Origin of the sequence: Pseudomonas fulva (assembly GCF_023517795.1) — a bacterium.
Taxonomy (GTDB): domain Bacteria; phylum Pseudomonadota; class Gammaproteobacteria; order Pseudomonadales; family Pseudomonadaceae; genus Aquipseudomonas; species Aquipseudomonas fulva_D.
The window spans coordinates 5,287,085-5,299,133 of sequence record NZ_CP082928.1 but is presented as its reverse complement, the minus strand read 5'-3'; the positions used below and the strand labels follow the sequence as shown (position 1 = coordinate 5,299,133).

At 64.2% G+C, this 12,049-nt stretch carries 12 protein-coding genes; 6 read left to right on the top strand and 6 right to left on the bottom strand.

The annotated features are described in order from the left end of the window. Positions 1-329: 329 nt before the first annotated feature. The 4 genes from K8U54_RS24520 (at position 330) to K8U54_RS24505 (ending at position 4,236) form a co-directional block, all read left to right on the top strand. On the top strand, positions 330-1,646 hold the full coding sequence (locus K8U54_RS24520) for an OprD family porin (RefSeq protein WP_249908224.1): 1,317 nt from the start codon (positions 330-332) through the stop codon (positions 1,644-1,646). Positions 1,647-1,713: 67 nt separating this feature from the next. Then, entirely contained in the window at positions 1,714-2,697 is a 984-nt protein-coding gene (locus K8U54_RS24515) for an aliphatic sulfonate ABC transporter substrate-binding protein (protein ID WP_249908223.1), read from the top strand. Next, the gene (locus K8U54_RS24510) at positions 2,684-3,505 is read left to right on the top strand and encodes an ABC transporter permease (RefSeq protein ID WP_249908222.1); all 822 of its coding nucleotides are present in this window, start codon (positions 2,684-2,686) and stop codon (positions 3,503-3,505) included. The genes K8U54_RS24515 and K8U54_RS24510 overlap by 14 nt, the downstream gene beginning before the upstream one ends. After that, on the top strand, positions 3,505-4,236 hold the full coding sequence (locus K8U54_RS24505; RefSeq protein ID WP_249908221.1) for an ABC transporter ATP-binding protein: 732 nt from the start codon (positions 3,505-3,507) through the stop codon (positions 4,234-4,236). The genes K8U54_RS24510 and K8U54_RS24505 overlap by 1 nt, the downstream gene beginning before the upstream one ends. 269 nt (positions 4,237-4,505) lie before the next feature. Here the strand turns inward: K8U54_RS24505 and sseA are convergent, their stop codons facing one another. Then, positions 4,506-5,357 carry a 3-mercaptopyruvate sulfurtransferase gene (gene sseA, locus K8U54_RS24500; protein WP_249908220.1) on the bottom strand — a complete coding sequence of 284 codons (852 nt, stop codon included), beginning with the start codon at positions 5,355-5,357 and terminating at the stop codon, positions 4,506-4,508. Between the two features lie 110 nt (positions 5,358-5,467). Continuing rightward, positions 5,468-5,746 (bottom strand): peptidylprolyl isomerase, encoded by a 279-nt coding sequence (locus tag K8U54_RS24495; protein ID WP_249908219.1) that lies wholly within the window; start codon positions 5,744-5,746, stop codon positions 5,468-5,470. Between the two features lie 143 nt (positions 5,747-5,889). Between K8U54_RS24495 and K8U54_RS24490 the strand changes: the two genes are divergently transcribed. After that, positions 5,890-7,107, top strand: coding sequence for a PilT/PilU family type 4a pilus ATPase (locus tag K8U54_RS24490; RefSeq protein ID WP_249908218.1), 1,218 nt, complete (start codon positions 5,890-5,892; stop codon positions 7,105-7,107). A 102-nt stretch (positions 7,108-7,209) separates the two neighbouring features. Beyond that, positions 7,210-7,821, top strand: a complete 612-nt coding sequence (locus tag K8U54_RS24485; protein ID WP_249908217.1) for a DJ-1/PfpI family protein — start codon at positions 7,210-7,212, stop codon at positions 7,819-7,821. On the opposite strand, the gene K8U54_RS24480 is transcribed toward K8U54_RS24485, so the two are convergent. The 4 genes from K8U54_RS24480 to K8U54_RS24465 all read right to left on the bottom strand — a co-directional run bounded on the left by K8U54_RS24480 (position 7,818) and on the right by K8U54_RS24465 (position 12,039). Beyond that, complete coding sequence (locus tag K8U54_RS24480) at positions 7,818-8,336, bottom strand: thioredoxin family protein (protein WP_249908216.1); 519 nt, start codon at positions 8,334-8,336, stop codon at positions 7,818-7,820. The genes K8U54_RS24485 and K8U54_RS24480 overlap by 4 nt on opposite strands. 55 nt (positions 8,337-8,391) lie before the next feature. Continuing rightward, positions 8,392-9,108, bottom strand: a complete 717-nt coding sequence (locus K8U54_RS24475; protein ID WP_249908215.1) for a substrate-binding periplasmic protein — start codon at positions 9,106-9,108, stop codon at positions 8,392-8,394. A 145-nt stretch (positions 9,109-9,253) separates the two neighbouring features. Then, the gene (locus tag K8U54_RS24470; protein WP_249908214.1) at positions 9,254-11,209 is read right to left on the bottom strand and encodes an acetoacetate--CoA ligase; all 1,956 of its coding nucleotides are present in this window, start codon (positions 11,207-11,209) and stop codon (positions 9,254-9,256) included. Positions 11,210-11,268: 59 nt separating this feature from the next. Further along, on the bottom strand, positions 11,269-12,039 hold the full coding sequence (locus K8U54_RS24465) for a 3-hydroxybutyrate dehydrogenase (RefSeq protein WP_249908213.1): 771 nt from the start codon (positions 12,037-12,039) through the stop codon (positions 11,269-11,271). Positions 12,040-12,049: the final 10 nt, after the last annotated feature.

Genomic DNA, 12,049 nt, shown 5'->3' with positions numbered 1-12,049 from the left:
GATCACACGTACTTCATGAATGAGCGAAGAAGTCCGGTGGTCCGGTGTCGAGAAGCTAGTCGATATAAAAAATGGTTAACAAATAATTTTTTGGCATTAGCTTAGGCCGACAACTCCATTGGCCTCATATGCAAAATAGTTACTAGAAAGTGAAAAATAATTCTTTTTAGGGATTACCAATGCTCTCGTAGATTAGCCACCAGCCGACAGCGGACCACCGCATCGGGCCCGAATCAGGGGCTCTCTGCCAACGTCTTCCTGCCGGCGATGTCGAGCCCCTGTGCCGTGCCCGTTCATAACAGCACACCCCCTGCACTGGAGCATCTAGCATGAACAAGTCCACCCTGGCACTGGCCGTCGCCCTGGCCGCTCTGGCCAGCGAAGCGAGCGCCGCCGGTTTCATCGAAGACAGCAAGGCCAGCATCGGCCTGCGCAATTTCTATTACGACCTCAATACCAAGAACACCGCCAACAACAATGGCGAGGCGCAGGAGTGGGGACAGGGCTTCATTTTCAATTACGCCTCCGGGTTCACCGATGGCACCGTCGGCTTTGGCGTCGATGCCATCGGCCTGCTCGGTGTGAAGCTCGACTCCGGTGGCCGGGCTGGCAAGGCCGGCCGTGATCGCACCCCAGGCCAGCTGTTCCCGCTCGACAGCGATGGCAGCGCGGTGGATGACTACAGCAAGGCCGGCGTGACCGCCAAGCTGCGTCTGTCCAAGACCGAGGCGCGCATCGGCACCCTGCAGCCCAAGCTGCCGGTGGTGGTCTTCAACGATGGCCGCCTGCTGCCGCAGACCTTCGAAGGTGGGCAGATCACCTCCGGCGAGATCGACGGCCTGACCCTGACCGCCGGCCAGTTGGAAAGCACCAAGACCCGCAGCTCCACCGACGACATCGGCCTGCGTATCGCCGGTGCCTCGGGCGACGCCGACACCAACAAGTTCTACTTTGCCGGCGGCGACTGGAAGGCCACCCCGGACCTGACGCTGCAGTACTACTACGGCAACCTGGAAGACTTCTACAAACAGCACTTCCTTGGCCTGGTACACAACTGGGCGATCGGGCCGGGTTCGCTGAAGAGCGACCTGCGCTACTTCGACAGCAATTCCGATGGCAAGAACGGCAGCGCGGCGGGCCGTGCCCAGGGCTACACCAGCGCCGGCTACTACGGTAATGGCGTGACCACCGGCGAGGTCGACAACCAGACCTGGAGCGCCTTGTTCACCTACACCCTGGGTGGCCATTCCGCCGGCCTTGGCTACCAGCAGGTCGAAGGCGACAGCGCCTTCCCGTTCCTCAACCAGGGCGGCGGCTCGTCGTCCTACCTAATCACCGACCGGCAGATCGGCAAGTTCGCCAGTGCCGGCGAGCGCACCTGGGTGGCCGAATACGCCTACGACTTCGCCAAGCTCGGCGTGCCGGGCCTGAAGGCCAGCGTCGCCTACCTCAAGGGGGACAACGTCGATTCCGCCAGCGGTGACCTCAAGGAGTGGGAGCGTGACCTGCGCCTGGATTACACCCTGCTCGACGGCCCGCTCAAGGGCCTGGGCGTGTCCTGGCGCAACGCCACCCAGCGCGGCAACGTCGCCACCGATGCCGACGAGAACCGCCTGATTCTGAGCTACACCCTGACGCTGCTGTAAGGCCCGTTATCGCCATGAGCCGGCGGCCCGCAACGGGCTGCCAGCGTAGTTCATAAGGAATAGAGTCATGAACAGAACCGCTTTGCGTGTCGGGCTCGCCGCCCTGTTTGCCGCCTGGCTGCCGGTTGCCGCGCATGCCGCGCCGCTCAAGGAAATTCGCCTGGATTACGCCTTCTATTCGCCGGAAAGCCTGGTGATCAAACACAACGGCTGGCTGGAAAAAGACTTCGCGCCCTCTGGTACCGAGGTGCGCTGGGTGCTGTCCCGGGGCAGCAACAACTCGCTGGAATTTCTCAACAGCGGCGCGTCGAATTTCGCGCTTACCTCCAGTATCTCGGCCTTTGTCAGCCGTGCCAACGGCCAGCCGGTCAAGGCCGTCTACAGTTACCTCTGGTACGTGCCCAGTGCCATCCTGGTACAGGCCGATTCACCCTACCGAACATTGCATGACCTGCGTGGCAAGCAGATCGCCGCCACCAAGGGCACCGACCCGTACTTCTTCCTGTTGCGCGCCCTGGCGGCTGAAAAGCTCAAGCCTGGCGACGTGAAAATCGTTCACCTGCAGCACCCCGAGGGGCGCACCGCTCTTGAGCAAGGCAGGGTGGATGGCTGGGCAGGGCTCGACCCACACATGGCCGGCGCGCAACTGGCGGGCGCGCGCTTCATCTACGAAAACCCCGCGTTCGGGCTCGGCGCCTTTCTCAATACCCAGGAGCGCTTTCTCAGCGAACAGCCGGAAGCGGTGACTACGGTGGTCAAGGCCTATGAGCGCGCACGTCGCTGGATCGTCGCCAATCCAGAAGAAGCGGCTCAGTTGATCGCAGGGGAAACCCAGCTGCCGGTCGAAGTGATTCGCCTGCAGCTGGGCCGTTACGATTTCAGCAAGCCGCTGCCAGGCCAGCTTCATCTGGATGCGATCAAACCAGTCATCCCGCTGCTGGTTGCCGATGGGGTGCTGCGCCGCAATGCCGACACCGAGACGGCACTGGCCAGCCTGATCGATGCCCGGATCGCCAAGCCCGTCGTCGAGGCCAGCGATGAGCCGCGCTGAGCGTCTGCCGCAGGCCCAGCCGGGCGTCTTATGGCGCCGCCGGCTGCCTGGCTTTTCGAGCCTGCGCGGCTGGTTGCTGCCACTGACGTTACTGGCCGTGCTCGAATCGGTGGTGCGTATCGGTTGGATACCTGCCTATCTGATGCCCGCGCCCAGCGAACTGGCGATCACCCTCTGGGAGCTGGCCGACGGCCCGCTGTGGACGCATATCCTGGCCAGCACCCTGCGCGTGCTGGCGGGGTTCGCCATTGGCGCTTCGCTGGCCCTGATACTCGGTTCGCTGGTCGGGTTGAGCCGCCGGCTGGAGGCCTACCTCGATCCGACCTTCCAGGCGCTGCGGGCCGTTCCGGGCCTGGCCTGGGTACCGCTCCTGCTGATCTGGCTGGGCATCGACGAGTCGTCGAAAGTCACCCTGATCGCCATTGGCTCGTTCTTCCCGGTCTATCTCAACCTGGTGGCCGGCATCCGTAACGTCGACCGCAAACTGGTCGAGGTGGGCGCGCTATGCAATCTTTCGCGCCTGGCGACCATCCGCCGGATTTTCGTGCCTGCCGCGCAGCCGTACCTGTTCACCGGCTTGCGTGCGGGCCTGTCGATGGCCTGGCTGTGTGTGGTTGCTGCGGAGTTGCTGGCCGCGACCGAAGGCATCGGCTACCTGCTGACCGATGGCCGTGAGGTCTCGCGCCCCGATCTCGTGCTGGTGGCCATCGCCAGCCTGGCCGTGATGGGCAAGCTGAGCGACAGCCTGCTCAAGGCGCTGGAAACCCGGGCGCTGATCTGGCGCGACAACTACGGTGGAGACAAGTGATGGGTGCATTGATCGAACTCCGACGGGTCAGCAAATCGTTCGGTGCCACCCTGGTGCTCGATGAGGTCAGCTGTGGGCTGGTCGCTGGCGAGATCGTCAGCCTGCTTGGCCCCAGCGGTTGCGGCAAGAGCACCTTGTTGCGCATCGCCGCGGGGCTGGATCGCGACTACCAGGGCGGCTTGCAGCTGGGTACACAGCTGCAGCGCGGGCGGGGTAATGGCATTGGCGTGGTGTTCCAGGAGCCACGGTTGATGCCCTGGCTGAGTGTGGCGCAGAACGTCGGTTTCGCCGACGGTTGGATCGCCGACGACAAGTGGGTGCAGCAATTGCTGCGCGACGTCGGCCTGCCGGGGCGCGGCGATGCCCTGCCAAAGCAGTTGTCCGGTGGCCAGGCGCAGCGCGCGGCCATTGCCCGTGCGCTGTACGGCAAACCTCGGGTGCTGCTGCTCGACGAGCCGTTCAGTGCGGTGGATGCGTTCACACGGATGAAGCTGCAGGATCTGGTCGCCGATCTGGCGGCACGCTACGGGATCGCCGTGCTGCTGGTCACCCATGATCTGGACGAGGCGTTCTACCTGAGTGATCGGGTGCTGATTCTCGGCGGTACGCCCAGCCGTTTGCAGCGTGAACTGGCGGTGCCGCTGGCGCGCCCGCGGGATCGTCGCTCGCCACAGCTGGCGCAGCTGCGAAGCGAAGCGCTGACGGAGTTGTACCAGTCCCACGCGCTATAGGCGCCTGTTCATGATCTTTCTGGGCATGCGTACGTGCAACTGCTAGGCAAAAGCGGCCGGTCGTGCTGCGATTTCAAACCTGCTCATATTGGTGGGCTGAAGCGGATCGCCGCCCGGCCCAACCTACGAGGCTGGCACGATCTGTAGGGTGGGCTTTAGCCCACCACTGCAAATGGCCGCTAACGGCACGTTGCAGTCAAATAGAAGGCCCGGCATGAAAATCACAAGGAGGCGCTAAGCGCCCGCCGTTGCAGGCGGGCGCTCAGGCGTCACACCACGCCAGTGGCCTTGGGCGTATCGGTGCGGCTGCCCCATTCGGTCCAGGAGCCATCGTACAGGGCGCCTTCCGGCAGCCCGGCCACTTCCAGGCCCAGCAGCAATACTGCTGCGGTAACGCCGCTGCCGCAGCTGGTGATGACCGGCTTCTTGCCATCGACACCGGCTGCGCTGAACAAGGTACGCAGGGTCTCCGCAGGTTGCAGGGTGTGATCGCTGCGCAAAAGCCGGCTGTAGGGCAGGTTCTGGCTGCCGGGGATATGCCCGGAGGCGACCCCCGGACGCGCCTCGGCGGTGCTGCCGTCGAAGCGGTTGGCGGCGCGGGCGTCGAGAATCAGCGTGTCGTCGCGCTCGATGGCCTCCAGCACGTCGCCCAGGCCACGTACCTTGCGGCTGTGCACATTGACCTGAAAGCTGCGTTCGCTGGCGGTAGCCGGCTCGCCCGCTTCGGTGGGGCGTTGCTCGGCCAGCCACTTGGGCAGGCCGCCATCGAGTACCGCGACATTCTGGTGGCCGAAATAACGGAACAGCCACCAGGCGCGAGCCGCGGAGAACAGCCCCTTCTGGTCGTACACCACCACACGGCTGTCGTTGCCCACGCCTTCGGCGCCGGCCAGCCGCGCGAAGCGGCCCTGGGACGGCAGGGTATGGGGCAAAGGGGTGTCGGGATCGGAGAAGGCGTCGATATCGAAGAAGCGTGCGCCGGGAATGTGTGCCCTGAGGTATTCCTCACGGCCATTTTTCGCTTCGTTGGGCAGGTAGGTGCTGGCGTCGAACAGCACCACGTCCGTGGCATTGCCTTCGCCGGCCAGCCAGTCGGTTGTTACCAGAGGTCCAAAACTCATGCTTGATCTCCTTTCGCAGCGTTGGCGTCCATCCTGCCAGCTTGAGGAGCGTGGCGCAGCCCTCGGTGACCGGCTGTAACAAACCGATTTGACCTATGCATAGAACGCGCTCAGTCGCGGAAGAACACCTGCACCAGGTGATAGCCGAACTGGCTCTTGATCGGGCCGTGCACTTCACGCAGCGGCTTCTTGAAGATCACCTGATCGATCACCCGCACCATCTGGCCGGGGCGTATCTCGCCCAGGTCACCACCTTTCTTGCCCGACGGGCAGGTGGAGTGCTTGCGCGCCAGCACGTCGAAAGCTTCGCCACCGGCGATGCGCTTCTTCAGGGCAGCGGCTTCCGCTTCGGTCTTGACCAGGATGTGGCGGGCCATTGCCTTTGCCATGACAGATTCCTCATTTATCGGGCGCCTATTGTGCCAGTATTCGCGTCGCCAACTGAATGGCGTCATTTATTCGGCCTTAACGGGCCGCTGCCTTCATCGAATCTTGGCTAACGTAATAGCTTCAGTCGACAGGAACGCTGCTCATGGATCTCCATGCAATGCTGAAAATCCTCTCCAGCCAGGACGGCTCGGATCTCTACCTGTCGACCGGTGCGCCACCCTGCGCCAAGTTCAACGGCGTGCTCAAGGCCCTGAGCAGCGAGCCGCTCAAGGCCGGCGCGGTGGCGGAAATCGCCGACGGGGTGATGGATGTCGCCCAGCGCGAGGAATTCGAGCGCGAGCTGGAAATGAACCTGGCGATTTCCCTCAATGGCGTCGGGCGCTTTCGCATCAACATCTTCAAGCAGCGCAACGAGGTGTCCATCGTCGCGCGCAACATCAAGCTTGATATCCCGCGCTTCGAGGACCTGAAACTGCCCGAAGTGCTGCTCAAGACGGTCATGGAGAAACGCGGCCTGGTGCTGTTCGTCGGCGGTACCGGCTCGGGCAAGTCGACCTCGCTGGCCGCGCTGATCGACTACCGCAATCGCAACAGCGGCGGTCACATCATCACCATCGAAGACCCGGTGGAGTACGTGCACCGGCACAAGAAGTCGATCATCAACCAGCGCGAGGTCGGCGTGGATACGCGCAGCTTCCACGCCGCGCTGAAGAACACCCTGCGCCAGGCGCCGGACGTGATCCTGATCGGCGAGATCCGCGACCGGGAAACCATGGAGCATGCCCTGGCGTTCGCCGATACCGGGCACCTGGCGATTTCCACCCTGCACGCCAACAACGCCAACCAGGCGCTGGACCGCATCATCAACTTCTTCCCCGAAGACCGCCGCCCGCAGCTGCTCAACGACCTGGGCAACAACCTCAAGGCGTTCGTGTCCCAGCGCCTGGTCAAGACCGTCGACGGCAAGCGCCGCGCGGCGGTCGAGGTGCTGCTCGGCACGCCGACCATCCGCGACCTGATCAAGCGCAACGAGTTTGCCGAGATCAAGGAGATCATGGAAAAGTCCAGGAACCTCGGCATGCAGACTTTCGATCAGGCACTGATCGATCTGGTCAACGAAGGCGCCATCGACGAAGAAGAAGCGGTGAAGAACGCCGACTCGGCCAACAATGTGCGCCTCAAGCTCAAACTCTATCGGGACAATCCCGCTGTTCCGGCGCCCGCAATGCAGCCAGCGGCTGCGCCAGCCGAGGTTCGCCCGGTAGCGCCTGGCGAGCCTGCAGACTGGGGGCTGGAACTGAAGCTGGAAGAGATCGAGGAGGAGGCGCCACCCGAGGACCCGGGGCGTCACGGTATCTGATACACGCCGGCACTGTATGGGCAAAATTGTGCAGCGCTGTGCGTGGTACGCATGCCTCGATGACCGTAGATTGCAGGACGGATCAGGCTTCTGGAGCAGGGCATGCGCGTAGCCGTACTGACATTCGATGGTTTCAACGAGCTCGACTCGTTTATCGCCAGTGCCTTGTTCAACCGCCTGCGCGAGCACGGCTGGCAGGCGCAGATCACCTGCCCGAGCCAGCAGGTGACTTCCATGAACGGCGTGCTGGTGCAGGCTCAGCAGCCGCTGGAGTTCGCCCGGGAAGCGGATGTGGTGCTTTTCGGCAGCGGCATCAAGACCCGCGAGGTCGCCCAGGACGCCAGCATCCTCGAGCGTCTGCGGCTCGATCCGGGCAGGCAGTTGATCGGCGCGCAGTGCTCGGGAACCCTGCTCATGGCCAAGCTGGGCTTGTTGCAGGCGCTGCCGGCCTGCACCGATCTGACCACCAAGCCCTGGGTGATAGAAGCGGGGGTCGAGGTACTCAACCAACCCTTCTTCGCCCGTGGCAACCTGGCCACGGCGGGTGGCTGTCTGGCGGCGCCGTACCTTGCCGCCTGGGCCATCACTCGGCTCGCGGGCGAGCAGGTGAGTGCAGAGGTGCTGCACTACGTGGCGCCAGTTGGAGAGAAGGAGGCATTCGTCGAGCGGGCAATGAAGGTGATCCGTCCCTACCTGCCGGCGAGCACTGGTTAAATTCGCTCGCGTTTCTCGTGGGCTTCGATGATCGCCAGTAGATCATCAATCGTATTTTCCAGATAACGACCTGCGCGGTAGTCAGCCTGGGCTGCTTCGCCGCCGTCGACGACCGCCCGCGGTTGCTCGACGAAACGGCCGATCGGCTCGAACCGATCGTCCAGTACCAGTACCAGCGGAATCGAGATGCGCTCAAGATTCAGCGGCGTTTTCAAGGCGTGCTCCGCGCGGGCCTTGGAGACGATCGCCAGGCCCACCTGTGGTTGCAACTGCTGCAGGTGAGCCATCGCCGCGAGGTTGAGCTGGCAATCCGGGCACCACATCTCACCGGCGGCCAGCAGATGATAGCGACCTTGAACGGCTGCCAGGCGCTGATGTGTCTCGGCGCTCAGGGCGTCGGTGCGGCCAAGCTGCGCCTGGGCGGTTCGGACCGCCTTGATCTCGGCGGGCAGGCCACGGCTGGCGAAGGCGTCGAATGACTCGCCGATGGCGAACAAGTCCTGGTAACTGGGCATTGGCGTGCTCCTGTGGGCGGTGGCGTAGTCCAGCAGAAAAGGTCGGGTGCGGCAACTAGCGGGTTGGTAAATAGCGCTCGGTGATGCGCTGCAGGCTGCCATCGCGGCGCATGCCTTCGAGGGCGTCGTGGACGGATTCGACCAGCTGCGGGTCGCACTGCAGTGAGCAGGCGATGTACATGTCCAGCGGTGCCAATAGAGCACTCATGGCCAGATCCGGCCCGCTGTCCCAGAGGTGACGGCCTTCCAGGTCGGTGGTGAACCAGGCATCGACGCGGCCGCGCCTGACCAGCTGGATCGGCTGGTCGCCGAGTTTCAGGGCGTAGAGCTGGTCATTGGTGAAGCCGGCACGCCGGAGGATCTCTTCCTGTGCGGTGCCCAGGCCGACGGCCACCAGGTGATAGCGCTGACGAGCTTGCTCCAGGCTGGAAACCGGATCGTCGAGGGTGAAGAAGGCGCGGTACAGCGGCTGGATATTGGCGACCCAGGTGAAGTGCGCTTCGCGCCCCGGGGTACGTGAGAGGGGCACGATCATCACGTCGCGCGCTTCCTGGGTGCGCTTCTGGGCACGCGCCCAAGGGGCGTTTTTGACCAGGGCGCGATAGCCCGCCCGTTGCAGCGCCATGATGGCGATGTCACCGGTAATGCCATGGCCGTCGTCGCCGTGCAGCGCCAATGGCGCGGCATCCGGCATGTACAGCTGGATCGGGCGTGGCTCGGCAGCCAGGTAGCAGGGCAGCAGCAGTGACAGCAGGCAGGCGATAAGGCGCAACGCGAACATTCCTTGGCGGTATGTCGCGAGTATAGGAGCTGCCGGGCCGGATAGCTGTGAACCACCCACGCGATGGACAGAAGGTGGTTCACATACCGGTATGCGCAGGGCAGGCACCCGGCCGTGTGCCGGGTCACAACCCTGGTCAGCTTTGCAGTGCGGGCAGGTCGCGATACAGGTCCAGCGCCTGGGGGTTGGCGAGGGCATCGGTGTTTTTCACCGGTTTGCCATGCACCACGTTGCGCACCGCCAGCTCGACGATCTTGCCGCTGATGGTGCGCGGAATATCGGCCACGGCGATGATGCGCGCCGGCACATGGCGCGGCGTGGTGTTGGCGCGGATCACCTGGCAGATCTGTTTGTGCAGCGCCTCGTCGAGCGTCACGCCGTCGCGCAGGCGCACGAACAGCACCACGCGCACGTCACCGTCCCACTCCTGGCCGATGGCGATGGACTCGAGCACCTGCTCGACCTTTTCCACCTGGCGGTAAATCTCGGCGGTGCCGATGCGCACGCCACCGGGGTTGAGCACGGCGTCCGAGCGGCCATGGATGATCAGCCCGCCATGGGGCGTTTCTTCGGCGTAGTCGCCATGGGCCCAGATGCCCGGGAAGGTCTCGAAGTAGGCGCTGCGAAATTTCTCGCCGTCGGCATCGTTCCAGAAGCCCACCGGCATCGAAGTGAAGTGGCGGGCGCAGACCAGCTCGCCCTTTTCGCCGATCACCGCCTTGCCGGCGTCGTCCCAGACCTGTACGTCCATGCCCAGGCCCTTGCACTGGATCTCGCCGCGGTATACCGGCGCCACCGGGTTGCCGAGGGCGAAGCACGACACGATATCGGTGCCGCCGGAAATCGATGACAGGCAGACGTCGGCCTTGATGTCGCGGTACACGTAATCGAAGCTCTCGTGGGCCAGCGGTGAGCCGGTGGAGAGAATCGCCTTGAGGCGGCTCAGCCTGTGAGTTTCGCGGGGCTTGGCGCCGGCCTTTTCCAGGGCGGCGATGAACTTGGCGCTGGTGCCGAACACACTGATGTCTTCGGCGTCGATCAGGTCGATCAGCCGCGTCGGCTCGGGGTGGAACGGCGAGCCGTCGTACAGCACCAGCGTCGCGCCCAGGGCCAGGCCGGAGACCAGCCAGTTCCACATCATCCAGCCGCAGGTGGTGTAGTAGAACAGGGTGTCGTCGGCGCTCACGTCACTGTGCAGGCCCAGCTCCTTGACGTGCTGCAGCAGCGTGCCGCCGGCACCATGGACGATGCACTTGGGCACGCCGGTGGTGCCGCTGGAGTAGAGGATGTACAGCGGCTGCTCGAAGGGCACGGCAGTGAACTGCGGCTCGCCCTCGGCCTGGTAGAAGTCGTCCCAGCAGGCGACCGTCGCCTGGGTCCTGAAATCGTCGGCTTTGCAGCCGGTATTGGCGTAAGGCACCACCACCAGCTGCTGCAGCGTCGGCAGGTGGGTGAGGATCTCGTTGAGCTTGCCGGTCAGGTCGAGGTTCTTGCCGGCGTAGCGGTAGCCGGCGCAGGCGATCAGCACCTTGGGCTCGATTTGCCCGAAACGGTCGATCACGCCCTGGGTGCCGAAGTCCGGCGAGCAGCTCGACCAGGTGGCGCCCAGGCTCGCGGTAGCGAGCATGCCGACCAGGGTTTGCCAGGTGTTGGGCATAAAGGCCGCGACCCGGTCGCCAACAACCACGCCGGCTGCCTGCAGGCTGCGCTGCAGGCCGGCGACATGGGTCGCCAGTTGCGCATAGGTGAGTTGCTCACGGCTGCCGTCCTCGCCCACGGCAACGATGGCTGGATGCTCGTCGCGGCGACGCAGCAGATGCTCGGCGAAGTTCAGGGTGGCGCCGGGAAACCAGTGGGCGCTGGGCATCGCCGGGCCTTCTTCGAGCACCGCCCGCGGCGCCTGCGAGAAACGAATGTCGAATACTTCGACTATGGCCTGCCAGAACGCCTCGCGCTCGCTCACGCTCCAGGCGTGCAGCGCCGGATAGTCAGCCAGCTGCTGGCCGTGACGCTCGTTTACGAAGCGGCGGAAGGCGTCCATCCGGGTGCGGCCGATACGTTCTGCCGTGGGCGTCCAAAGCGCTTGCTGCATGCTGTTACCTCACTACTTTTTTATTCGCTGGCAGCGTCGTTCGACCCTGCCGATTTCTATTACTGGGCCAGCCAGCCGCCGTCCATGTTCCAGGCCGCGCCACGCACTTGAGCCGCGGCGTCGCTGCACAGGAACAATGCCAGCTCACCGAGCTGTTTGGGCGTGACGAACTCCAGCGACGGCTGTTTCTCTGCCAGCAGATTACGCCGTTCGCCTTCGCTGTCACCGCTTTCGGCGGCACGCGCGTCGATCTGCGCCTGCACCAGGGGCGTCAGCACCCAGCCAGGGCAAATGGCGTTGCAGGTGATGCCGGTGGTGGCGGTTTCCAGCGCCACGGATTTGCTCAGGCCGATCAGCCCGTGCTTGGCCGCCACATAGGCGCTCTTGCCGGCCGACGCCGCCAGGCCATGGGCCGAGGCGATATTGATGATGCGCCCCCAGTTGCGCTGGCGCATGCCAGGCAGCGTCAGCCGGGTGGTGTGGAAGGCCGAGGACAGGTTGATGGCGATGATCGCGTCCCAGCGCTCCGGGGCGAAGGTTTCCACGGGCGAGACGTGCTGGATGCCGGCGTTGTTGACCAAGATGTCGATGGCGCCGAACTCGCGCTCGGCGTAGGCGACCATCGCCTCGATCTGCTGCGGGTCACTCATGTCCGCGGGGTGGTGGAGCACCTTGCCGCCAAAGGCTGCAACGGCGTCGATGGCCGCCCCGGCGTCGCCGAAACCGTTGAGCAGCAGATCGGCGCCGGCTTCGGCCAGCACCTGGGCGATACCCAGGCCGATGCCGCTGGTGGAGCCGGTGACCAGTGCGGTCTTGCCTTTCAGATTCATAGAAACTCCT